The 22,641-nt window shown below is 72.0% G+C and carries 18 protein-coding genes and 1 pseudogene; 11 read left to right on the top strand and 8 right to left on the bottom strand.

Features of this window, described 5'->3' with window-relative positions; translation table 11 throughout:
• The first annotated feature begins 9 nt into the window (after positions 1-9).
• From paaC to paaE, 3 genes are read left to right on the top strand one after another with little or no spacing between them, the layout of a single operon-like run.
• Positions 10-837: a 1,2-phenylacetyl-CoA epoxidase subunit PaaC gene (gene paaC, locus AQJ67_RS08555; RefSeq protein WP_062717429.1), complete on the top strand. Its 828-nt coding sequence runs from the start codon at positions 10-12 to the stop codon at positions 835-837.
• Entirely contained in the window at positions 831-1,343 is a 513-nt protein-coding gene (paaD, locus tag AQJ67_RS08550; RefSeq protein WP_062717428.1) for a 1,2-phenylacetyl-CoA epoxidase subunit PaaD, read from the top strand. The genes paaC and paaD overlap by 7 nt, the downstream gene beginning before the upstream one ends.
• A complete protein-coding gene (gene paaE / locus AQJ67_RS08545) occupies positions 1,344-2,459 on the top strand; it encodes a 1,2-phenylacetyl-CoA epoxidase subunit PaaE (RefSeq protein ID WP_062717427.1) in 1,116 nt (371 codons plus the stop codon).
• A 116-nt stretch (positions 2,460-2,575) separates the two neighbouring features.
• On the opposite strand, the gene AQJ67_RS08540 is transcribed toward paaE, so the two are convergent.
• Together AQJ67_RS08540 and AQJ67_RS08535 are read right to left on the bottom strand one after the other, a co-directional pair.
• Positions 2,576-4,741: a TerD family protein gene (locus AQJ67_RS08540; RefSeq protein ID WP_062717535.1), complete on the bottom strand. Its 2,166-nt coding sequence runs from the start codon at positions 4,739-4,741 to the stop codon at positions 2,576-2,578.
• 118 nt (positions 4,742-4,859) lie between these two features.
• Entirely contained in the window at positions 4,860-5,252 is a 393-nt protein-coding gene (locus AQJ67_RS08535; protein ID WP_062717426.1) for a DUF5997 family protein, read from the bottom strand.
• Between the two features lie 58 nt (positions 5,253-5,310).
• Between AQJ67_RS08535 and AQJ67_RS08530 the strand changes: the two genes are divergently transcribed.
• Complete coding sequence (locus tag AQJ67_RS08530; RefSeq protein ID WP_062717425.1) at positions 5,311-6,099, top strand: LysR family substrate-binding domain-containing protein; 789 nt, start codon at positions 5,311-5,313, stop codon at positions 6,097-6,099.
• A gap of 12 nt (positions 6,100-6,111) precedes the next feature.
• Here the strand turns inward: AQJ67_RS08530 and AQJ67_RS08525 are convergent.
• Positions 6,112-8,652: pseudogene (locus AQJ67_RS08525) on the bottom strand (beta-L-arabinofuranosidase domain-containing protein).
• Between the two features lie 131 nt (positions 8,653-8,783).
• Here AQJ67_RS08525 and AQJ67_RS08520 point away from each other — a divergent pair.
• Positions 8,784-11,459 carry a tetratricopeptide repeat protein gene (locus AQJ67_RS08520; protein ID WP_062717424.1) on the top strand — a complete coding sequence of 892 codons (2,676 nt, stop codon included), beginning with the start codon at positions 8,784-8,786 and terminating at the stop codon, positions 11,457-11,459.
• Between the two features lie 39 nt (positions 11,460-11,498).
• Positions 11,499-11,945, top strand: a complete 447-nt coding sequence (locus tag AQJ67_RS08515) for a hypothetical protein (RefSeq protein ID WP_062717423.1) — start codon at positions 11,499-11,501, stop codon at positions 11,943-11,945.
• Between the two features lie 92 nt (positions 11,946-12,037).
• On the opposite strand, the gene AQJ67_RS08510 is transcribed toward AQJ67_RS08515, so the two are convergent.
• A complete protein-coding gene (locus tag AQJ67_RS08510) occupies positions 12,038-12,733 on the bottom strand; it encodes an HAD family hydrolase (protein ID WP_062717422.1) in 696 nt (231 codons plus the stop codon).
• A gap of 19 nt (positions 12,734-12,752) precedes the next feature.
• Entirely contained in the window at positions 12,753-13,232 is a 480-nt protein-coding gene (locus tag AQJ67_RS08505; RefSeq protein WP_062717534.1) for an Lrp/AsnC family transcriptional regulator, read from the bottom strand.
• Between the two features lie 207 nt (positions 13,233-13,439).
• Between AQJ67_RS08505 and AQJ67_RS08500 the strand changes: the two genes are divergently transcribed.
• A complete protein-coding gene (locus AQJ67_RS08500; RefSeq protein ID WP_062717421.1) occupies positions 13,440-14,921 on the top strand; it encodes an FUSC family protein in 1,482 nt (493 codons plus the stop codon).
• A 656-nt stretch (positions 14,922-15,577) separates the two neighbouring features.
• Positions 15,578-16,639, top strand: coding sequence for a lactonase family protein (locus AQJ67_RS08495; protein ID WP_062717420.1), 1,062 nt, complete (start codon positions 15,578-15,580; stop codon positions 16,637-16,639).
• Positions 16,640-16,744: 105 nt separating this feature from the next.
• Here AQJ67_RS08495 and AQJ67_RS08490 read toward each other — a convergent pair whose 3' ends face one another.
• Both AQJ67_RS08490 and AQJ67_RS08485 read right to left on the bottom strand, forming a co-directional pair.
• A complete protein-coding gene (locus AQJ67_RS08490) occupies positions 16,745-17,668 on the bottom strand; it encodes a sirohydrochlorin chelatase (RefSeq protein WP_107122812.1) in 924 nt (307 codons plus the stop codon).
• Between the two features lie 120 nt (positions 17,669-17,788).
• Positions 17,789-18,766 carry an N-acetylglucosamine kinase gene (locus AQJ67_RS08485; RefSeq protein ID WP_062717418.1) on the bottom strand — a complete coding sequence of 326 codons (978 nt, stop codon included), beginning with the start codon at positions 18,764-18,766 and terminating at the stop codon, positions 17,789-17,791.
• A gap of 182 nt (positions 18,767-18,948) precedes the next feature.
• Here AQJ67_RS08485 and AQJ67_RS08480 point away from each other — a divergent pair, with 182 nt between their 5' ends.
• On the top strand, positions 18,949-19,626 hold the full coding sequence (locus AQJ67_RS08480; protein WP_062717417.1) for a uracil-DNA glycosylase: 678 nt from the start codon (positions 18,949-18,951) through the stop codon (positions 19,624-19,626).
• 9 nt (positions 19,627-19,635) lie between these two features.
• On the opposite strand, the gene AQJ67_RS08475 is transcribed toward AQJ67_RS08480, so the two are convergent.
• Positions 19,636-20,721, bottom strand: coding sequence for a helix-turn-helix domain-containing protein (locus tag AQJ67_RS08475; protein ID WP_062717416.1), 1,086 nt, complete (start codon positions 20,719-20,721; stop codon positions 19,636-19,638).
• Between the two features lie 100 nt (positions 20,722-20,821).
• Between AQJ67_RS08475 and AQJ67_RS08470 the strand changes: the two genes are divergently transcribed.
• Positions 20,822-22,051, top strand: a complete 1,230-nt coding sequence (locus tag AQJ67_RS08470) for an MFS transporter (RefSeq protein WP_062717533.1) — start codon at positions 20,822-20,824, stop codon at positions 22,049-22,051.
• Positions 22,052-22,241: 190 nt separating this feature from the next.
• Complete coding sequence (locus AQJ67_RS08465; RefSeq protein WP_062717415.1) at positions 22,242-22,613, top strand: FluC/FEX family fluoride channel; 372 nt, start codon at positions 22,242-22,244, stop codon at positions 22,611-22,613.
• Positions 22,614-22,641: the final 28 nt, after the last annotated feature.

The following is a 22,641-nucleotide window of genomic DNA, read 5'->3' as shown; positions in this document are numbered from 1 at the left end:
GGAGAGGGCATGAGTGACGACCACGTCTACCTGACCCTCGCCGAGGGACACGAGGACGACGCCCGCTGGGCCTACGGCACCGGCTTCGAGGACCCGCTGCACGGTGTGGACACCACCGTGCCCGACGGCGTCGACGCCGGTGAACTGGCCTCCGTCTGCGTCGCGTTGGCCGACGACGCCCTCGTCTCGGCCCAGCGCCTCGCCGAGTGGATCACCCGCGCGCCCGAGCTGGAGGAGGAGGTGGCGCTGGCCAACATCGGTCTCGACCTCCTCGGCCAGGCCCGTCTGCTCTACTCCCGCGCCGGCCAGGCCGACGGCACCGGTCGCGACGAGGACGCCTACGCCTACTTCCGCGACGCCGGCGACTTCCGCAACGTACGCCTGGCCGAAGTGCCGGGCGGCGACTTCGCGTTCTCGATCGTGCGGCTCCTGCTGCTCTCCAGCTGGCGCCTCGCCCACTTCGAGCGGCTGGCGTCCCACCCGGACCCCGTGCTCGCCGCCATCGCCGCGAAGGGCGTCAAGGAGCTGGCCTACCACCGGCAGTACGCGGCGGAGTGGACGGTGCGTCTCGGCGACGGCACGGAGGAGTCCCACCGCCGGACCCGCAGGGCCCTGGAACAAGTGGCGCCCTACGTGGGGGAGTTGTTCACCGCCTTCGACGTACGGGACGAGGTCGTCGCGGTCCTGCGCCAGGTCACCCGGGCCGCCGGACTGCCCATGCCCGTCTACCGCCCGCTGCCCGGCTCCGGCCGCGACGGCGAGCACACCGAGCATCTCGCCCCGCTGCTGGCCGAGTTGCAGGGCGTGGCCCGGGCCCACCCGGAGGCGACATGGTGACGACCCTCCCCGACGCCCGGCGCGCGCGGCACATCGCCGAGCAGGTGCCGGACCCCGAGCTGCCCATGCTCACCCTGGCCGACCTGGGTGTCCTGCGCGACGTCGAACTGACCGGGGACGGCACGGTGGTCGCGAGCCTGACACCGACCTACTCGGGCTGCCCGGCGATGGCGGAGATGCGGGCGGACGTGGCGGCACGGCTGCGTGCCGCGGGGTACGCGCGCGTGGAGATCCGCACGGTCCTCGACCCGCCGTGGACCAGCGACTGGATCACCCCGGCCGGCCGCCGCAAGCTCACCGAGCACGGCATCGCCCCGCCCGGCCCCGCCGCACCGCACGACGGCCCCGTCCCGCTCCTGCTGTCCGCCACCCGGCACGCGGTCGCCTGCCCGCGCTGCGGCTCGGCGGACACCGAGGAGACCTCCCGCTTCGCCGCCACGGCCTGCAAGTCCCTGTGGCGCTGCCGCGCCTGCCGCGAGCCGTTCGAGTACGTCAAGGAGATCTGAATGGAAGGCCTGAAGGAAGCACAGACGGCAGCGTCGGTACGCCCGCGCGCCCGCCGCCGTCCGGCCTTCCACCTCCTGCGCGTCGCCGCCGTGACGCCCCTGTGCGCGGACGCGGTCGCCGTCGCCTTCGACATCCCGGCGGAGTTGGCCGCGGAGTTCGCGTTCGAGCCCGGTCAGTCGTTGACGTTGCGGCGCGAGATCGACGGGCGGGACGAGCGGCGGTCGTACTCGATCTGTTCGCCGGTCGGGTCGAGTCCGCGGATCGGTGTGCGGGTCGTGCCGGGGGGTCTGTTCTCGTCGTGGCTCGTCCATGACGTACGCCCCGGGGACACCGTCGAGGTGATGGCCCCGACCGGTGCCTTCACACCCGACCTCGGCGCCGAGGCCCACCATGTGCTGATCGCGGCCGGCTCCGGCATCACGCCGATGATGTCCATCGCCGAGTCCGTCCTGGCCGCCGACGCCCGCTCGACCGTCACTCTCTTCTACGGCAACCGCCGTACCGGCACCGTGATGTTCGCCGACGAGCTCGCGGACCTGAAGGACCTCTACCCGACCCGGTTCCAGCTCGCGCACGTGCTGTCCCGGGAACCCCGCGAGGCCGAGGTGCTCTCCGGCCGTATCGACGCCGACCGGCTCGCGACGCTCATCGACGCGCTGGTCGACGTGAGAGCCGCCGACCACTGGTGGCTGTGCGGGCCGCACGGCATGGTCCGCGACGCGCAGGGCGTGTTGGAGGGGCTCGGGGTTCCGGCGGAGCGGGTGCACCAGGAGCTGTTCTTCGCCGACGACGAGCCCGTCCGGGAGGTGCACCACGAGGAGGCCGGTCCGCAGGGACCCGTCAGCCAGGTCACCATCACCCTCGACGGCCGCTCCACCGCGGCCGCCCTGCCGAGGGAGCGCACGATCCTGGACGGCGCCCAACAGACCCGCCCCGACCTGCCGTTCGCCTGCAAGGGCGGCGTCTGCGGCACCTGCCGTGCCCTGGTCACCGACGGCAAGGCGGACATGCGCCGCAACTTCGCCCTGGAACCGGCCGAGGTCGAGGCGGGCTATGTGCTGACCTGCCAGTCGTACCCGGTGTCGGAGACACTCACGGTCGACTACGACAGCTGAGCCGTCGAGAAGAGTGGGGTGGCGAGGAGAGCGAGGGGACTAATTTCAGGAAAGCCGCTCTCGCGGCGGTGAGAAGGAAGCCCCCTTCATGGCCTCGCCACGGCTCACGCTACCAGTCACTCCGGGATCAGGTCGCGCATATTTTCGGGGGTCACGATCCGCGAGTCCGGGTGCAGTCCCTCGGGCCGCCGGAGACCGATGTACGTGACCGGGCCGTCCGGGACCTTCTCGCCGTCCCAGAGGGTGGTCGCCGCAGCGTCCATCAGGCCCGTCAGATAGCGCACCGTCAGCTGCTCCCGCTCCACGATGCCGCGCAGCAGCATCGCCACCGACACCCGGTTGCCCTCGACCCGGTTGAACGACGGATTGCCCTTGAGGTACAGGTGCAGCCACTTGGCACGCCAACGCCCGTCCCGCCCGCGCTGGAACGCCAGCGGCAGCGCCACCCGGCCGGGACCGCGCAGCTCCGACTTCATCCGCACCGTACGCGGCTCGAACGGACGCCCCCGCTGCTCGCCGTCGCGCAGCATGAACCCGAAGAACGACTCCTCGACCTCCTCGAAGCCCTCCCCGGAGTAGAGGTTGACCTGCGGCACGATGAAGGTGCTGCGGACCGCGTCCAGCCGCAGGTCGATGAACTCCGAGGCCCCGTCCGGCGCTTCCGTGACGTCGCCCGAGTGCTGTCCCTCCAGCTCGCTGAGGTTGGTGTACGACAGCCAGAAGGCGGGCCGGTACTCGGCGTCCAGCACCAGCGCCGACAGGTCGTAGTCGGTGGTCCACTGCTTCTGCTTCCAGTACACGAAGAAGCGCAGCAGCTCGCCGTCGACCGGCGACACCGAGCCGCGCGGCAGCACCCCGAGCCCGGCCGCGGTCGCCCTGCCACTGAGCGGCAGCGCGACGTCGAGGACGTCCGGGTCGATCAGCAGATGCCCGGGGGCCGGCAGCCGGCGCCGCAGCTCCGCGTCGAGCGCGCCTATCAGGCGTTCCCGCGAGCTGTGCGGCACGGGCGGCCGGGCGTCCCCGGTGACCCAGGCCCGGCCGAGCCGGTTGATGAACACCCGGCGCGCACGGGACGTCTCCGCCCGGTTGTGCAGATGCTCACGCACCGACAGCACGACCCGCCCGGCGACCCGAGGAGCGACATCCACGGCGGCGGCCACGACCGCGTCCCGCTCCTCCTGCAGGGACGCCGTCCGCAGCAGCCGGTCCAGCGCGCGGAACAGCTTGCCCGGCGCCGACTTGAGCAGGGTCACCGCGCCGATGACGTCGTCCGTGGCGAGCAGCTCCTCCACCTGGCTGTCGAAGGAACGGGCCCGCTTCTCACCGCGCGCGACCGCGAACACGTCGGCGGCGTGCGGCCACTGCGGGTACTCGTGCGGGTGCAGCCGCTCGCCCAGCCGCTTGAAGTCCTCACGGTGCGCGTGGACGTCCGCGAGCTTGGCCGGGGCCGCCGCGACCACCGTGTCGAGCCCTGCCAGCAGAGCCCGGCGCACCGGCCGGGACAGCCCCCGGAACCGCGTCGCCTCCACCAGCGTCACGTCACCGCCCGACAGCGCGCAGGCCAGCCGCAGCACATCGGTCACCGTGTCCAGCAGCGGCTGGGAACCGGCCCGCAGCCGGGCCCGGTTGATCACGGCACGGCTCTCCCGCACCGGGATCCGCTCGGGCTGCGGTCCGTCCACGCACACCTCGGCGAGTACCTCGAGGTCCCGAAGACCGTCCTCGCCCAGCGGCGTGCCGCTGCCCGCCAACGCCAGGTACAGGGCGGTGACTTCGGTCTGCGCGTCAGTGCCGAGGTGCAGCACGGTCATCCGGTCACCGGCCGCGGCGATCAGCTCGTCGTGGTGGCCGAGCATCTCCGTGTACGTGTGCTGGTAGCGGCCGTACGACGGCAGGGTGAGCAGGTTCACCACACCCTCGCTCAGCTGCTCCAGCGTGCTCGCCCGGGTCGCGTCGTCGGCGAGCGCCCCGGCGATGCAGTCCATCCAGAAGTCGTACGTGTCCGGCACATGGGCCGGGAAGTCGATGAAGTACACGTTGTGCCGCACATGGTCGCCGACCATCGCGCGCACGGTGTCCAGCGTCCGTACGGCGGTGTCCACCACCGTGCCCTCGGACAGCCCCGACAGCCGGGCCAGCAGCTCGGCCGACAGCTTGAAGCCCACCGACATGAGCGCGGCGTCGAACTGCCGCGCCGCGACGTCGCCTTCCCCGGCGGGTCCCGTGGGGGAGGGGAGGCGGTGGGCATGCCGGATGACCAGGGGTTCGAGAGGGTGGACCATGCAGGGATGGTCCCAGAGCGGGGCGATCGGGCGCATGCGGATTTTCGCGTCCGGCGCGGGCCGCGCAGGTCACCCGCAGGGTGTCGGCCCGCCCTCCCCGGCGATGGCGAAAGGCAGGTCAGGAGCCCTCTGCCGCCCGGTCCGCGTCGCGCTGCCTGAGGCGGGCCGCCTCCTTGCGGACCTCGGCCTGGGTCGCGCGCTCCTTCGTCAGCCACTCGGGCTGCTCCTGCTTCAGGGCCTCGATCTGCTCGGTGGTGAGAGCCTCGGTGACACCGCCGCGGGCCAGCCCGGCGATGGAGACGCCCAGCTTCTGGGCGACGACCGGGCGGGGATGCGGGCCGTCGCGTCGCAGGTCACGCAGCCACTCCGGCGGGTCGGCCTGGAGCGCGTTCAGTTCCGCGCGCGTGACCACGCCCTCCCGGAACTCGGCGGGGGTGGCTTCGAGGTACACACCCAGCTTCTTCGCCGCGGTCGCGGGCTTCATGGTCTGGGTGCTTTGGTGCGACGTCATGGTCCCCAGGGTATCGACTGAGTGAACCGCCGCCGACCACGGCCGGTAACCTGGCCAGGTGACAGGCTCGGAAGCACCCCCCTCGTTCAGGCTCGCGTACGTCCCGGGAGTGACCCCCTCGAAGTGGGTGCGGATCTGGAACGAGCGTTTCCCGGACGTCCCCCTCACCCTCCACCAGGTGACCGCCGCCGAGGCGCCGGACACGCTCCGTGAGGGTGCCGCGGACGCCGGGATCGTACGGCTGCCGGTCGACCGTACGGTCTTCAGCGCCATCCCCCTCTACACCGAGGCCACGGTCGTCGTCGTCCCCAAGGACCACGTCATCGCGGCGGTCGACGAGGTGAGCGCCGAGGACCTGGCCGACGAGGTCGTCTTCCACCCCCTGGACGACGTCCTCGACTGGGAGCGGCCACCGGGACAGCCCGCCTTCGAGCGCCCCGCCACCACCGCGGACGCCGTCGAGCTCGTCGCGGCGAACGTCGGCCTGCTCGTCGTGCCCCAGTCGCTGGCCCGTCTCCACCACCGCAAGGACCTCACCTACCGGCCGCTCGTGGACGCCCCGCAGTCGAGCGTCGCCCTGTCCTGGCCGGAGGACGCGACCACCGACCGGGTGGAGGACTTCATCGGCATCGTCCGGGGCCGCACGGTCAACAGCACCCGCGGCCGCACCACGTCCGAGACCCCGGCCGCGAAGGACCAGCCCAAACGCAAGCGCCCGGACGCCGGAGGCGGCAGCCCCCGGCGCCAGTCGGGAGCGGCCCGCACTCAGCGCGGCGGCTCCGGTGGTTCCGGCGGCGGCAAGGGCACCAAGGGCGCCAGGCGAGGGAAGCCTCGCCGCCGTTCGTAGGCCGCGGCGGCCTCAGGGGGCGTACGTCGCCCCCTCCGCCGTACGCACGACCGTCTGGCCGTCGGCCTGGCTCAGCCGCCCCGCGCCGACCCACGCGTTCACGGTGGACCGCACGCGCGTGACCAGCGCACCCTTGCTGTTGAAGGGCGCCCCGGCCCAGATCTCGTCCAGCAGGGTGGTGCCGTCGGACTTCGCGGGGTTGGCGACGCCGGAGTCGGAGTTGCCGAAGACCACCCGGGGTTCGGAGCGCTTGAAGTAGGCGTGGGTCGGGTCCTCGGTGCCCTCGAAGAAGGGGGCGAACTCCGTGCCCGCGAGCGTGTGGTGCAGCGGCTTGCCGCTCACCGGGGTCAGCGAGGGCAGCAGGTCGCCGGAGAGACCGGCGTTGCGGTACAGGCCCAGCTGGAGGTGGCTCGTGGCGGCGTTGCGGCCGACGAGGTTGACCGGGCCGTAGAACAGGGTCTGCAGCGAAGGACCGTCGAGCGCCTTCTCCACGCGCAGCCGGAACGGCATGGAGATCCGCCCGGTGTCCCCGCTCCGCCACGTCCGCGACACGGTGAAGAAGCTCCCCGGCGTCGGAGTCCCGCTCGCCGCACTGCCGTTGACCGTGACCCGGAACCCGGCGGTCGCCCACGCCGGCACCCGCAGCCGCAGCGCGAAGGCAGCGCTGCCGCCGCCGACGGTGAGCGTCGTGCCCTGCTCGTGCGGGAAGGCGGTCGTCTGAGTGACCGTCACGCCCTTTCCTGGTACTTGGTGGCGCTCTCCATGCCGGTGCCCTCGCAGCAGGTCGTGCCCTGCTTGGGCGTGTAGTCGCGCACATGGCCCGGAGCCAGCCCGATGAAGTACGTGACCAGCGGCTTCTCGGCGTCCGCCTTGTCCTGCTTGGAGCCGAGGACCTGGTTGTACAGGGCCCGCTCGTAGTAGTCCATGTACTTGGGCTGCTGCTCGTGGAAGAACAGGGTCCGGCTCAGCTTCAGCATGTTGTACGCGCAGCACGTCTCGGCGGTCGTGTCGCTGATCGTGCCCGCGACCACGTCCCGCGCCTTCCAGAACTCGGCGGTGCTGGTGCGTCGTACAGCCGCAGGTACCCGGTGAAGATCGGTATGTGCTGGTTGGCGTGCAGCCCGTCGAGGATGTCGGTGTTCGCGGCGGAGTTGTCGATGAGCCGGTCGTGGTCGAACAGCTGGGCCAGCGCGAGGTGTTCGGCCTTGCCGGTGATCGCGTGCAGATCGCAGATCGCCTCGACGATGCCGCCGAACTCGCCGCTGGAGAACAGCCCCCACATCCGCTGGAGGGTCGCCTCGGGCAGTTTCGACAGCCGCGCGTACATCCAGTCGCACATGCCGGACGCGAGGTCGAGGGCCCGGGCGTCCTCCGTGGTGAGGTAGGCGTCCAGCACCCCGCGGAGGATCTCGTGCGTGGTGTAGTACGGCGCCCAGACCTTGGTGTAGTCGCTGGTGGTCCTCGACTCCAGGTCGATGAACTGCGTCTCCGGGTACGCCGCCAGGAACCCGGGGTGACTGGGCCCGCCCCAGGTGCGGCGCAGCGTCGCGGTGAGGCCGCGGCCGGAGGCGTCGGCGAAGGTGCCGCCCGAGGTCTCGTCGAAGGCGTACGACGCAAGGTCGCCGCGTCCGGCGGAGGCGTCGGCGGACCTGCGGCCTTGGAGGTCGGTGATCTCGGCGGCGGTCAGGGCGCGCGACCAGACGTCGAACTCGTCGTAGGCGCCCGCGAAGACGGGGTCGGTGTCGAAGTTGGAGCGGCCGAGCCAGTTGTGGGCGAGGGTGCCGAGGGCGGCCGGGGTGAGGGTCATCGCCGTGTTGCGGCCCACGACGGCGCCGTTGACGTACAGCGTGCCGGTGGCGCCCGCGATCGTCACCGCGAGGTGGCTCCACCGGTCCAGGGGCAGGGCGGCGGTGCCGTCGATACCCTGCTCGCCGCCAGGCCCGCTGGTCGTGAGGGCGAAGCGCGGGACGCCGGCGGCGTTGCGGGCGGCCAGGTACATGTACCGGGAGTTGTCGTTCCCGAAGTCGAAGACCCGCGCCCAGTCGCCGGCGTGGGTGGGCTTCACACAGGCGGCGAGGGTGATCGCGGAGGCGCCACCGAGGACGGCGGCGGGCAGGTCGACGTACTGGTACGAGCCACGGACGTTCTCGGCGGCGGTGCCGAACCTCCCGCCGACGCTCAGCACGGCCGGGTCCTTCCGCAGCGCCGCCCGCACCTCGGTCAGCGCCCCGACCATCGTGCGGATCCTGTCGGCGAACACCTGCTCGCCGGTGCCGGCGTAGGCCTGGGACAGCATGGTCAGGAAGTGCCTGGTGTGTGCCCGCGCAGATTCCCGTTCGTCTCCCCGTCCAGACCCTCCCAGCCACCGGGCGCCACCGCGCCACCGGTGGAGAGACCGGCGTTGGCCCGGAAGACCTGGAGCAGCCGGTTGACGTCGTAGCCACAGGCGTGGTCGAGCATCAACTGCCGCTTGTCCGCGAAGAGTCCGGGCCTGAGGGCCACGTCGTCAAGGGCGAAGGGCTGGGCGCTCCAGCCGGCGGGGAGGGCGGTCACGGCGCCCGCGCTCTACGGCCGTCACCGTCCCCGCCCGGCGGCGTGTCGCCTGTTGGCCGTGATTTCGCCCTTCAGAGCGGTGGTGGTCGGTACGGTGAGGGCGTAGAGCAGCGAGGCGGGTGGGGGTGAGAGTGCGCCGACGGTACAGGTATGCGGACGTCCTGCGCATCCGGCAGCAGGCGATCGCGGCCGACAATGCAAGGGTCTATCAGGTCGGCACTGGCAATCAGACGAACATCGAGGGTGATGTTCATGTCCACCACCACGTGACGACGGATCGCCCGGCACGCTCGGCCGCTGTTTCGTTGACTCCGCCGTTCAGGCTGCTGCCGAAGCGCTTATACGGTCGCACAGGCGAGCGGGAAGAGCTGGCCGAGATCGTCGACGGCGCCACCGGTACCGTGACGGTTCTGCACGGCATGGGAGGGCTCGGCAAAACGGCGCTGGCGCTGTCGATCGCCGATGAGGTCCGGATTGGGCGGCGCCGGGTCTTCTGGATCGCCGCTGCGGACCTGCACTCGGTGCGTGAGGCCATGCTGCAAGTGGCGAGCAGCCTCGGCGCCGCGGACTCCCAGGTGCAAGAGGCGGCCGCCGGCGCCATCGATGTCGCTGATCTGCTGTGGAGTGTCCTGGACGAGGTTCCCGAAGCCTGGCTGCTGGTGCTGGACGGAGCCGACGACCCCCATGCACTCGAAGAGGGGCTGGGTACGGAATGGATCAGGGCCTCGTGCGGTGGGGCGGTGCTGGTCACTACCCGTGTCGGCAGCAACGAAGCCTGGCCCGGTGTCGCGCGCATGATCCGGCCGGCGCTGCTTTCGGCGGTGGACGGCGCGGACATGCTGATCGGCACGGCCGAGCTGAGGAAGGTCTCGCGAGAGGACGCGGAGCAGGCGACGCGGCTCGCGGACAGGCTCGGCGGCGTCCCCCTCGCGTTGTGGCTGGCGGGCCGTTACATGGCCATGCCCGCTTCATCGAAACGGCGGTTCGACGACTACCGTGCCGCTCTGGACAGGGACTTCCCCGAAACGATCGACAAGGCATCCGCCACCTCCGGAGTGAGAGGCCCGGAGAGCGACCTTCGTCGGCTCATCATGCAGACCTGGGAGCTCTCCTTGGACTTCCTGGAGAAGCAAGGGCTTCCACAAGCGCGCGCACTGATGCGGCTTCTGTCGTGTTACGCGAGCAGACCCGTACCTGTGATGCTCTTCTCGCCGAAGGTCCTCACTCGCGCGTGTGGAGCGTACGGGCCGTGGGACGACGTCGTGATCGAGCGGTCCCTCAACGCACTCAGCGAAATCGGCTTGGTCGATGTTGGCTGGGAGCGACTTGACGACCACCTGCGACAACCCGAGCCGGATACGTTCGCTGACGGGGTTCTCTGTGCGGCCGTACATCCGCTGGTGGCTGAGGTGAACGCCGCCCAACTCTGCCGCTCGGAGGCACACGCGGCCGTCTGGGCGGCGGCCGTCAGGTGTCTGGGTCGGTTCCGTGACGTGTGGCCTGAAGGCCCGAGTCAGGCAAATCTGTGGCAGTTACTGGTACCGCACGTTCTGTACTTTTCGGAACGGCTTCCGGAGAGCTGTGACGATCTCCTGCGGCATGTGGCGCACATCAACGCCTGGTTCTGCGAGTTTCTGCGCGTGTCGGGGCAGTACGGAGTCGCCTACGGCATCACCGAAGCCGCGTACCGGCGCTCGCGGCGACTCGCGGAAAATGCACCGGAGCGCTTTCTCGCGTGTTACACCCACGCTGACTGGTCCTGGCGCATCTCTCGCCTGGAGGAAGCCGAGCAGACGGCCAGTGAAGCCTGTCGATTGGCCGCTCTGCTGGACAAGCCCGATTCGTTCCGTGTGCTCGCCGCGGACGGCCTCCTGGCAGCGGTCGTTGTCGAGCGGGGAGACGTGACGACGGGTGAGAAACTGGTCCGCGACATCATTGCCCGCCTGAACGAGCAGTGGCCGATCGATCACGCCCTGTCCATTCAGTCCCATCATCACCTTGCCACGATTCTGCGGGTCAGGGGAATGTTGGAGGAAGCCGAGGAGGAAGGGCGCCTCGCGGTGTCCCTGTGCGAGCGGATTCCCGACTTCCCGCGCTTCACCGAAGCGGTCATCCGACATGAGCTGGGCGTCATCGTCTGGCACCGGGGGCGACTTGATGAGGCGATGCAGGTGTTCGACGGTGTGATGCGGCTTCAGCACAGCCTCCTACCGCCCTCGCATCCGTCGATCCTGATCACCAGATTCGACGTCGCCTCGATCAACAAGGTGAAAGGAAACCTGGTCAAGGCATTCCTCGAGTTCAAGGAAATCTCACTCATCGAGGCTGACTCGTTGGGTGAGAACCACTACGCCACTCTGCAATCCCGGCACAACATGGCGCAGATCCTTGTGCAGATGGGCCGCCGGTTGGATGAGGCGGAAGAGGTTCTCAAGGGGATCATGGCTGCCCGGGAGGACAATGGACTGGACACGCGGCACGAGGACGTTCTGGCCACAAAGCACGAGCTGGTGCACATCCTGTCTCAACGAGGTAAGCGGGCCACGGCCCTACGGGAATGGCGACGGATCCTTGACGAGGAACGGGAGCACCTCAGCCCGGACCACCCTTCAACGCTGAGGACGCACTTCAACTGTGCGGTCGGCTGGGCACACGTAGGGCAGTTGGCCGTCGCCCGTGGCGAGATGCGACGGGTGCTGGCGGCCCGCCGTCGCACGTTCGGCGACGATCATCACGAAACGGAGGAGGCACGCAAGGCGTTGGCGGAGCTGAACAAGTACTCGGGAAAACCCTGGTGGCGAGTGTGAGAACCCTGCTTCGCGGCTCGGTTCACGGCGGAGGTGCGCATGTTGAGTGAGGCGTTGACGGCGCTGGCAGCGGCCGGCGGTGCGGGTGTGGTCCAGGCGGCCACTACAGACGCGTGGGCCGCGTTCCGACAGCGCATCGCACGCCTGCTCGGCCGAGGAGACGAGCAGCGGGAGAGCGTCGAGTTGGAGCGCCTTGACCGGACTGTGGTGGCCTTGCAATCCGCCGATGCGAGCGAAAGGCAAGCAGCGCGAGTACGGCACGAGGCGGCGTGGCAGACCAGGTTCGAACTTTTGCTGGAGAGTCTCGACGACCGGGAGCAGGAGGCCGTGGCCACCGCTCTGCGATCTGTGCTTGCCCAATACGGCGCGCCGTCACTCAGGACCGGCTCATCGTGGAGCGGCGATGTGACAGTGAGCGCTGAGGCGGCCGGCAATGCCAGGATCTATCAGGTCGGGCAGGGAGGCATGACGGTGCACGAGCGGTGACTGTTGTCCTGGTGCGGTACGCCGCCGCGCTGCACCGGCGATGTCGGCGAGCTGATCGCCACCTGTCGAACGGCCAGACATACTCGGAGAGGTCACGCTGGCCGACCTGACCGCGCCAGCCAGCCGTATACCCCCCGCGCCGTGAACTCCCCCTGCCCGCCCCGCACCAGCAGCCCCGCCGTCGCGAACTCCGGCGCGTCCGCCTGGCCGGTCACGTACGGGATCGCGATGCAGCGCATGCCGGCCGCGTGCGCCGCGGCGGCGCCGGGGGCCGCGTCCTCCAGGACCACGCAGTCGCCGGGTGCCACGCCCAGGCGGCGGGCCGCCTCCAGGAAGACGTCCGGAGCGGGCTTGCCGCGCTCGACCTCGTCGGCCGAGACCACGGTACGCAGAGCGGCGTCCAGGCCCGTGCCGGACAGGATCGCCGTGATGGCCTCCCGGGACGAACCGGAGGCCACGGCCATCGGAACGCCCTCTGCCGCCAGCAGCTCCACGAACTTGCGCATCTCGGGGTACACGCGCGTGGCGGTGCGGGCGAGGTCCAGATAGCGGCGGTTCTTGTCGGCGAGCAGTTCGTCGACGGAGGCCCGAAGGCCGTACTCCCGCTTCCAGAGCGTGACCGTCTCCAGGGTGCTGATGCCGACGTACCGCTCGTGATCCGCCCAGGTGAAGTCGGGAACCCCGTGCTCGGCGAGGAGGCCGCGGCCCGCTTCGTAGTAGTTAGGCTCGCTGTCCACGAGTGTTCCGTCGAGATCGAAGATGACCGAAGTGTCGCCGAGTCCGCTCATGGGCCCAGGATGTCAAAGGTCATTTCCGGGCCGCCGCCCGCCCGATCGACTCCACCAGCGGCAGCAGCCGGTGCGGCACACGCTCGCGCAGGGCCACCTCGGTGCGGGTGCGGACCACGCCGGGCAGGCTGATCAGTTTCTGGATCACGTCCTCCAGGTGGGCGTTGTCACGGGCCACCACCCGGGTCAGCAGATCCCCGCCGCCCGTGATCGAGAAGGCCTCGACGATCTCCGGGACGGCGGCCAGCTCGTCGCCCACGTCGTCGAGGTGGCCCTGGGTGACCTCGATGTGCACGAACGCCAGCACCGGATGGCCGAGGGCGGCGGCCGAGAGCGCCGGCCCCGTCCCGGTGATCACACCGTCCCGCTCCAGCCGGTCCAGCCGCGCCTGCAGCGTGCCCCGCGCGACGCCGAGGATGCGGGCGTACTCCCGCACGCTGGTGCGCGGCTGCTCCAGCAGCAGCCGCAGGATGCGGGTGTCGAGCTCGTCCACGGCCATGCGTGCGGCCTCCCTGTCGCCGGTCCCGCCCGTCATGGTCCGTTGGCTCGTCGATGGACGTACGGGATCCGTTATGTCTGTGCCAATGGCTCAGCATTCTAGGAGACACTTGAGCCACCCTGTCCCCGGATGCTGCAATGAACCCGTCGATGGCGCTGCGGATCCCGCGGCGCCTTTTTCATGCCGACGTGGAGGGGCGGAAAAGCAGTGCTGAAGAGGGTGTTCCTGGCGCCGGACCCGGGGCGGGCGCGGTTGCGCTTCGCCGTGCGGGCCGTCCTCGGCATCGGGCTCGCGGTGGTCGTCTGCGGGCTGGCCGGACACTCCCTCGTCGGCGCCGTCACCGGCGGGCTCGCCGCGCTGCTCGCCCTGTTCACCGTCACCGACGCCACGGTCCGCGGACAGGCGCTCACCACCGCGCTGCTGCCGCTCGTCGGCCTCCCCGTACTCGCGGCGGCGGCCGGGCTGCACGACCACCCGGTCGCCCGCGACCTCACCTTCCTCGCCGTCGTCGGCGCCGGCGTGTACGCCCGCCGCTGGGGGCCGCGCGGCCACAGCCTCGGCGTCTTCGCGTTCATGACCTTCTTCGTGGCGCAGTTCCTGCACGCGACCCCGGGGCAGCTGCCCGAGCTCTACGCCGCCGTACTGCTGTCCCTGGCCACGGCGGCCGCGGTCCGCTTCGGCCTCTGGTGCTACGAGCGCCGCCTGCCCCCGGCGGCCGTCCCCGCACCGCCGGGCGGCACCGGCCTGGCCCGCGTGACCACCCGCCAGGCCGTCCAGGCCACCGCCGGCGCCGGCTTCGCCCTCGTCGTGGGCCAGCTGGTGTCCGGGCAGCGCTGGTACTGGGCGGTCGGCGCCACCTGGTGGATCTTCGTCAACACCACCTCGCGCGGCGAGACCCTGGTCCGCGGCTTCCGCCGGGTCCTCGGCACGGTCATCGGCATCGGCCTCGGCCTGCTCATCGCCGTACCCCTGGAGGGCGCGGGCCTGCCGACGGCCCTGCTGCTCGCACTCTGCGTCTTCGGCATCTTCTACACGGCCGCCGTGTCCTATACCTGGATGATGCTCTGCGTCACGGTCCTGGCAGAGCTCCTCTACGGCCTCCTGGGCGTCCTCGACCCCGCCCTGCTGGCGCTGCGACTCGCCGAGACCGGCGTCGGCGCGCTCGGCGCCGTGCTCGCCGTCCTGCCCGTCACCACCCACACCGTCACCGACGCCTGGATCCAGCGCGCCCTGCGCTGCGTCCACGCGGCCACCGCAGAGGCCGCCGCCCGCCTCGCCGGCGACGAGAGCGCCGACCCGGCCTCCCGGGTGGCCGAACTGGAACAGCTCCTCGGCCGCGTACGGCTCGCCGTCGCCCCGCTCGTGCACCCCCTGCACCCGGTGCCGGCCCGCAAACGCCGCGCCCGCCACGTCCTCGCCCTCCTCGACGACTGCGCCCGCGAGATCCGCGGCCTCGTCGCCGTCGCCGCCGACCCCGTGGCCTCCCACGACGCCCGCCTGGCCGCCGCGTGCTGGCGCGTCGAGGCCGCGGTCGAGGCCCTCACCGACGGCACGGCCATCACCGCCCCCACCGCCCGCCCCACGGAGTCCGACCCCGCCCTGGCCCACCTCCACGGCCTGGAACGCGCCCTGTCGGAACTGGCCCAGCCGTTGCGCGCGCCGTCGGGGTCGCCGCTTGTCGGGGCCTGAGGCCCGCTGGCCAGGAGGTCGGCTGCGGGTCGGGATGTTCCCTGCGGGCGTGGGTGTCTGCGTCGAGGAGTCCGGGCCGTGGGTCGGGACCGTTCCTCGCGGGCGTGGGTGTCTGCGTCGAGGAGTCCGGGCCGTGGGTCGGGACCGTTCCTCGCGGGCATGGGTGTCTGCGTCGAGGAGTCCGGGCCGTGGGTCGGGACCGTTCCTCGCGGGCATGGGTGTCTGCGTCGAGGAGTCCGGGCCGCGGGTCGGGACGCTCCCTGCGGGCATGGGCGCCCGCGCCGAGGAGTCCGGGCCGCGGGTCGGGACGCTCCCCCCGGACATGGATGCCCGCGCCCAGCCGTGCGTCCGACGGGGTCTGCCTCCGCGCCGGCTCGCTCCACGGCGGGAGCGCGGGCGCCCGTTCGCTTTGTCGGCCACCCACAGGGTGGATCAGGCCATCCGCCGGGTACTCCCGGAGCCACCGGCCCGCCACGCCCACTCGCGAGCCGTGCGGGAGCGGCCCGCGGGTGAGACGGCAGGGGCGGTGGTGCGCTCTGCCGTGCCGCCGATCTCCGGCAGCGCGCCACGCCCGTCCCGCACCCCGCTTGGTCTAGACCGATCATGATCCGCTGCTACCGTCACCCCGAACGGCACCCGACCGAAAGGGGACAGCGGTGGCAGACGGTGGCAGGCGGGCCGGGCGGGCCTACATCGGGTCGTTCACGGCGGCCGGTGGACCCGGGATCGTGGCGGCCTCCGTGGCCGTGGGCAGCGGGGCGCTGAGCGTGCTGGGAGGGGCGGGGGACGTGCCCGATCCCGCGTATCTGGCCCTGTCGCCCGGCGGCGACACGCTCTACGCGGTCAGCGAGACGGCCGAGGGCGCGGTGGCCGCGTACCGCGTGAGCGGGGACAAGCCGGAACTCGTCGGATCGCCGGTACCGGTCGGCGGCAGCGGACCCACGCACCTCAGTCTGTTCTCCGGCCATGTGCTGGCCGCCAACTACGGCTCCGGAAGCGTCACCGCCGTACCCGTCCGCCGGGACGGCACCCTGGCCGGCGCCCCGTCATCCGTCCTCCGGCACACCGGCTCGGGCCCCCACACACCACGCCAGCAGGGCCCGCACGCCCACCAGGTGCAGCCCGACCCGAGTGGCCGCTGGATCCTCAGCGTCGACCTCGGCACCGACTCGGTGCGGGTGTGCACGCTGACCGACGGCAGCCTCGACGTTCACCGGGAGATCGCCCTGCGGCCCGGATCGGGGCCCCGTCACCTGGCCTTCCACCCCCACCGCCGCTACGCGTACGTCGTCAACGAACTCACCCCCACCGTCACCGTCTGCCACTGGGACGCCGACGACGGCACCCTGAAGCCGCTGGCGGAGGTGTCGGTCCTGGCGGGCGCGCCGGCCGGCGACGCCTATCCGTCGGGGATCGTCGCCTCGCCCGACGGCCGCTTCGTGTGGACCGCGACGCGCGGCGAGGACGTGCTGTCGACGTTCGCCGTCGAGGGCGAGGAACTGCGGCTGATCGGCACGGTGACCTGCGCCGGGCACTGGCCGCGCGCGCTCACGGAGGCGGGCGGCTTCCTGTACGTCGCGAACGAGCGCTCCGGCGATGTGTCCTGGTTCGCCCTGGACCCCGGCACGGGACTCCCGCGCTACGAGGGCTCGATCGACGTGCCCGCCGCCTCCTGCGTGGTCATCGGCCCCGAGGCCGACACGCCCGGCTGGGCGTGACCGGACCTGACCGCGACGCCGAAGGGCCCGCTCCCGGCACGAGGCTGAGGAGGGGCCCTTCGGCGTTACGGCTGTGCGGCGCGGGTCGCGGCCGCGAGGGCGGGGTCAGCGGACCGGCGTGCCCTGCGGCTGCTGCGGGGCGATGCCCAGTGCCGTCGTGTACTTCGACAGGGCGAGCTTGCCGATCGCCGGGTACGGGCCGAGCGCCTCGGCGGCGGAGCAGCCCGCCTCCTGGGCGGCCTGCGCGACCAGGCTCGGGTCGATCTCCGGCCCTATCAGGTAGGGCGCCAGCGCCAGCTGCTGCGAGCCCGAGGAACGCAGCTGGTCGGCCACCGCCAAGATCGAGCCGTCCTGGTCCAGGGCCGCCGCCATCACCGGCACGGCCAGGCGCGCGGCGAGCAGCATGCCGGTGATCCCCGCCGCCTGCACGGCCTCCTCGCCGCCCACGGAGGCGAGGATGATGCCGTCGGCGGCCGTGGCCACGGTGAACAGCCGGGCGCGGTCGGCACGGGCCAGACCGGCCTCCGACAGACGCACGTGCAGCGCCTCGGCGAGCAGCGGGTGGGGGCCGAGTACATCGGTCAGATCGGCCGCGACACGGCTGTCCATCACGGCCTGGCGGATGACACGCAGCAGCGCGTTGTCCGGGCCGGCGAGCAGCGGCACGACGACGGCGACGGGGCCCTCGGGCTCCTTGGCCTCCACACCCGCGGCGACCGCCTGCTCATAGCGGGCGGTGCGCTCGTCGGCGGCGTGCACCAGCACCGACTGGAGCGTGGGGAACTCCACGTTGTCCCCGTCGACGTACCCGATCCGGGCGTCGAGGCCGGGGAGCTCGGAGCGGGCGATGCTCACGACCTCCTCGGCGAGGCCACGGGTGGCGGCGCTCGGTGTGCCCGGCACCGCGAGAACGAGCGCGGGCGCGCCCTCGGGAGCCGCCAGGGGCTCGGGTCGGCGGTGCCGCCCGGGCTGACGAGGTCGCGGCATTCGTACTGGCAGGCCGGACGCGGGCCCAGTGGGGGAGCTCATGGCGACGCATGTTACTGGCTTCCTGGGCTCCCCTGTTCGGGGAGGGTGCAGGTGAGCGGTATCCGTCCGCTTTTGTCTGATTGAGTTACGTGCAGTGCGGTACCGGACGGCGTAGGTGGATCAGTCCCCGTTTCCCCTCACCACGCAGAGCATCGCCCCGTCACTCGGCAGCGTGAGCCCGCCCGCCGCCAGATCGGCCGCGATCCGCACCGACCCCCGCAACGGATCCCCGTCGGCCGGAACCTGCCGAGCGTGCGGCAACCGCTGCGACAACTCCTCTGCCAAAGGTACGACAAGAGGATCGCCCATGTTCAACAGGCCACCTGTGACGGCGACTTGCGGCTCCCCGGCCGCGGGGCACACGGCGGCCGCGGAATCGGCCATGTGCCGCGCGGCGGCCCGCAGGATGTCCGTGGCCACCGGGTCGCCGTCGGCGCAGGCGGCCACGTGCGGGGCGAACGAGGCGAGGACGGCGGGCCGGTCCGGGCGCGGATACAGCTTGCCGGGCAGCCCCTTGACCGGGCCGAACAGCTCTTCGGCGCGGGTCAGCAGCCCGGCCGACCCGCCCGGGCGCCCGTCGTACGCGCGCAGCGCCGCCTCCAGCCCGGCCCGCCCGATCCAGGCACCGCCGCCGCAGTCGCCGAGCAGATGCCCCCAGCCGTCCGCGCGGCGCCAGCACGTCAGGTCGGTGCCGGTCGCGATCAGCCCCGTGCCGGCGGCGACCACGGCACCGGTACGCGCGCCGAGGGCGCCGACATAGGCGGTGACCGCATCGGCAGCGAGGGCGACGTGCCCGATGCCGAACTCCCGCTCCAGCGCGCCCGGCAGTTCGGCACGCAGGCCGTCTCCCAGGCTGGCCAGCCCGGCGGCGCCGACCGCGGCCGCTCTCAGTCGGGCGATCCCCGTCTCGGCCGTCAACGCCCTCACCATGGGCACCAGTTGTTCCATCATGTGGTCGGGGTCGATGCCACGGTCCCCGGTGCGCACGGGCTCACGGGACTCCCGTCGGGCCAGCCCGCCGCGGTCGACGGTGCCGACGACGACCCGCATCCCGGATCCTCCGGAGTCGACGGCGAGGAAGCCGCGGTCGTCGGGCATGGGGTTCCCCTTCTTCCCGGTGACCGGCTGCCGCGTGATCCGCTCGACCGGCTCGAAGATCTTCGTCGAAGATATCGACGAAGATATCGACGACGAGGAAGAGTAGCGCCGGGAGTACCGGCGTGGGTGGGTGCTTCCGGGCTTGTGCGGGGGCGCGGCGCGTACCAGTAGAGTGACGCGCCGTGGCACCACGACCCTTGCATGAACTTGTTGAAGCCGGCTGGGCGAAGGCCCTTGAACCCGTGGCCGGACGCATCGCGGCCATGGGGGACTTCCTCCGCGCGGAGATAGCGGCGGGCCGGACCTATCTGCCGTCCGGGGCGAACGTCCTGCGGGCCTTCCAGCAGCCCTTCGACGACGTCCGTGTCCTGATCGTGGGTCAGGACCCCTATCCCACACCGGGCATGGCCATCGGGCTGAGCTTCGCCGTCTCGCCCGAGGTGCGTTCGCTGCCGGGAAGCCTGGAGAACATCTTCCGGGAGATGCACACCGACCTCGGCCTGCCCAGGCCGTCGAACGGCGATCTGACACCGTGGACCCAGCAGGGCGTGCTACTGCTCAACAGGGCGCTGACGACGGCCCCGCGCAAGCCCGCGGCGCACCGCGGCAAGGGCTGGGAAGAGGTCACCGAGCAGGCCATTCGCGCGCTCGCCGGCCGCGGCAAGCCGCTGGTGTCCGTCCTGTGGGGGCGTGATGCCCGCAATCTGCGGCCTTTGCTGGGAGACCTTCCGGCGATCGAGTCCGCGCACCCGTCCCCGATGTCGGCGGACCGCGGCTTCTTCGGCTCACGCCCGTTCAGCCGGGCCAACGACCTGCTGATCAGGCAGGGCGGACAGCCCGTCGAGTGGCGCCTGCCGTAGGGCCGCCGCTCAGCGGAGTACGGCCGTCAGCAGGTCGGTGCCCAGCGCGGTCAGGTCGGGCACGTTCAGGGTGTTGCGGACGTAGCGGCCGTGCCGCCGGGTCGTCAGCAGGCCCGCGCGGCGCAGGACCGCGAGGTGGCGGGAGACCTCCGGGGGCGAGAGTTCCCAGGCGTGGGCCAGTTCACCGGTGGTGTGCGGGCCCCGGGCCAGGGTGCGCAGTAGCCGCAGCCGTACCGGATGGGCCAGGGCCTCCAGACGCAGGGTGACCGTCTCCAGCGGCACCGGCTCCGCCGGGCTCGGCTCGGCCACCGGATACTGCACCACCGGCTGCCACCCGGGCGCGTGGACCGCGACCAGGTGCGGGCGGCCGAAGACGCTGGGGATGAAAGTGACCCCGAGGCCGCGGGCGGCGGTCGCCTTGTCCTGGAGCTTGTCGACGACGATGCAGTCGCCGTCCGGCGCCAGGGCGACCGCCCCGGAGACCGAGGCGAGCGCCGCCCCGAGGCCCTGGTGCTTCAGCAGGTCGTTCTTCAGCCGCAGGTCGGTGGCGAGCTGTACGGCGATGCCCGCCCAGGCGGCGTCGAAGAACGCCTCGGCGCACTGTTCGAGGGTGCGGCGCACTCGCGCCCGCACCCCGGCCGGGTCCGCGAGCAGCTGTTCCGCGAAGGCCTCCTGCCGCGCACCGCGGGCCTGGGCGAGGTCCAGGGCCCGCTCGCGGGCGGCCGCGTCGGTGAGCGGCGACGGCGCGGCGCAGGCGCCCCGGTTGCTGCCGCACGTGGTGACGAGCGCGGCGGTCACATAGGTCTCGTCGTCGATCCGGTCCACGTCGTCCAACTCCTCGGCCAGGGTCGGCCGGGGCCGGGCCGGGATCAGGAAGTCGGCCTGTGAGGAACGCCAGAGGAACTCCGCCTCCCTGAGCCGCTCGGCCAACTCCGGCCGCAGCCCGGCCCATACGTCCCCCGCCCAGTCGGCCAGCCGCGGATGATGCCCGGGTTCGGCCAGCACATGCAGCATCGCGGTCAGCTCCGCCAACGGCGACGCGGCGAACCGCAGCCGCTCGGACGGCAGCCCGCTGATGTCGATCCTCAACGTCATCCGTTCATCATCACGGACAGCATCTCCGAGGCCGTACGTCGCTTGACGAGATCCGTCAACCGACGTGGCCGGCCCGGCGGCCGAACGCACCGTTGGCGCCATGCCCACCACCACCAAGCTCCAGCCACGCGCCCTCGTGCGGGCCTCCGGCGGCCCCCGCTATGCCGTCGCCCTCGCCGTGGACGCCCTCGGCACCGGCCTGTTGCGCCCCTTTCTGCTGCTGTACGGGGTGACCGTGCTGAAGCTGTCCGCGCCGGTCACCGGCATCGCCATGACGGTCGCCGTCGTCGCGGGCCTGGTGTGCATGCCCGCGGTGGGCCGCTGGCTGGACCGGGGCGCACGCAGCACGGTCGTGGCGGCGTCGATGCTGGTGAGGGCGCTGGGCGTGGCGCTGCTGCTGGCCACCCCGACCGGTGACGTCCGGCTGTTCGCGACGGCGACGCTCGTCCTCGGTATCGGCAGCCAGGCCTGGCCCGCCGCCCACGCGGCCGTCGTGGCCACGGTCGCCCACGGCCGGGAACGCGACGCCGCCCTCGCCGCGGGCCGCGCCCTGCGTAACGCCGGTCTGGGTGTGGGCGCGCTCATCGCCACCGTGTGCCTCGCGGGCGGCACCACCGCGTTGCAGGTACTGGCCGCCGTCACCGGGCTCGCCTGTCTCGCGGCGGCGGCCCTCGCGTGGTCGGTCCATCTGCACGCGCGCCCGGCCGCCATCCCGGCCGGGGACGGAGACGACGGGGACGACGGAGACGACGGAGACGACGGGGACGACGGGGACGCGGGTCCCGCACCCCGGATGCGCGCACTGCTGGCCGCCAACGTGATCTACGTCTTCTGCCTCAACGTCCCCGAGATCGCGCTCCCGTTGATCCTGGTGACGCAGTTGCACGCCTCCCCGGTGTGGTCGGCGGCGATCTTCGTCGCCAACACGGTGCTGGTGGTCACCCTCCAGGTCCCGGTCACCGTCCTGATGTCCCGCTTCTCCCGGCGGAGCGTGCTGCGCCTCGCCGGAGTGGTGCTCGCGGCGTCCTACCTCGGCTTCCTCGCGGCCACCTCACCGGGCCACGGCTGGGGAGCCCCGGCCGTCGCCGCGGTGTCCGTTCTCTGCACGATCGGCGAGATCATCTACGCCGGCAGCGCCACGGCGCTCGTCACCCACCTCGCCCCGTCCCCTGTCCTCGGCCGCGCCCTCGCCCGCTTCGAACTCTCCACGGGCTTCGGCCTCGCCGTCTCCCCGACGGTCATCACCGCCCTCGCCCCCCTCGGCCCGACCGCCCTCTGGGGCAGCCTGGCCGCCGCGACGCTCCTCGCCGCCACCGCCGTCGGCGCCTGAGGTCGACGGCGGCCGCCTCCCGACCATCACCGAGTGACTCGCCCGCGCCGCGTTGCGCGGTTCGGGTGAATGTCCGGCGCGCTCGCGGCCCTCGCTGCCGGCCCTGAGTCCACGACTCGACCACACTCCAAGCCGGTAGGCCGCCCGTTCCGACACGAGTCGGGACGTCGCTGAGAGGACCACTCCCGTGATGCCGTTGATGCTGTTCCTGGGAGGAGTCGGCGGCGCCGTACTGCGTTTCGGCCTCGAGAAGGCGCTGTTCAAGGCATGGCCCCATGAGCCGTTCCGAGGGGCCGCGTTCGCGGTGAACTTCTGCGGCTGCTTCGCGTTCGGGCTCCTCCTGGGCGACCTGATCGCCGACGACAAGCCGGCATCGGTCCATGTGCTGCTCGGCGGGGCCATCACCAGCTTCAGCGTCTTCGGCCACGAGCTTCTCCGGCTGACGCAGAGCGGGCTGTACGGCGTCGCCGGGCTGCGGGCCTGCACCGGCTGGCTGGTCGGCGCCGGGGCGGCCACCGCCGGTGCGCTGACGGGGATGCAGATGGCGCAGCGCGTGCTGTGACGCCCCTCCGCGGGCCGCACCCCGGCCG

The sequence above is a fragment of the Streptomyces caeruleatus genome, assembly GCF_001514235.1.
In the GTDB taxonomy this organism is placed as follows: domain Bacteria; phylum Actinomycetota; class Actinomycetes; order Streptomycetales; family Streptomycetaceae; genus Streptomyces; species Streptomyces caeruleatus.
Note: the sequence above shows the minus strand (reverse complement) of the source record. Positions and strands in the feature narration are given on the sequence as shown.

Coding starts and splice junctions, on each gene's coding strand:
- paaC (WP_062717429.1), top strand. CDS start 10: ATGAGTGACGACCACGTCTACCTGACCCTCGCCGAGGGACACGAGGAC.
- paaD (WP_062717428.1), top strand. CDS start 831: ATGGTGACGACCCTCCCCGACGCCCGGCGCGCGCGGCACATCGCCGAG.
- paaE (WP_062717427.1), top strand. CDS start 1,344: ATGGAAGGCCTGAAGGAAGCACAGACGGCAGCGTCGGTACGCCCGCGC.
- AQJ67_RS08540 (WP_062717535.1), bottom strand. CDS start 4,741: ATGGTCCACCCTCTCGAACCCCTGGTCATCCGGCATGCCCACCGCCTC.
- AQJ67_RS08535 (WP_062717426.1), bottom strand. CDS start 5,252: ATGACGTCGCACCAAAGCACCCAGACCATGAAGCCCGCGACCGCGGCG.
- AQJ67_RS08515 (WP_062717423.1), top strand. CDS start 11,499: ATGTTGAGTGAGGCGTTGACGGCGCTGGCAGCGGCCGGCGGTGCGGGT.
- AQJ67_RS08510 (WP_062717422.1), bottom strand. CDS start 12,733: ATGAGCGGACTCGGCGACACTTCGGTCATCTTCGATCTCGACGGAACA.
- AQJ67_RS08505 (WP_062717534.1), bottom strand. CDS start 13,232: ATGGCCGTGGACGAGCTCGACACCCGCATCCTGCGGCTGCTGCTGGAG.
- AQJ67_RS08490 (WP_107122812.1), bottom strand. CDS start 17,668: ATGAGCTCCCCCACTGGGCCCGCGTCCGGCCTGCCAGTACGAATGCCG.
- AQJ67_RS08485 (WP_062717418.1), bottom strand. CDS start 18,766: ATGCCCGACGACCGCGGCTTCCTCGCCGTCGACTCCGGAGGATCCGGG.
- AQJ67_RS08475 (WP_062717416.1), bottom strand. CDS start 20,721: ATGACGTTGAGGATCGACATCAGCGGGCTGCCGTCCGAGCGGCTGCGG.
- AQJ67_RS08470 (WP_062717533.1), top strand. CDS start 20,822: ATGCCCACCACCACCAAGCTCCAGCCACGCGCCCTCGTGCGGGCCTCC.
- AQJ67_RS08465 (WP_062717415.1), top strand. CDS start 22,242: ATGCCGTTGATGCTGTTCCTGGGAGGAGTCGGCGGCGCCGTACTGCGT.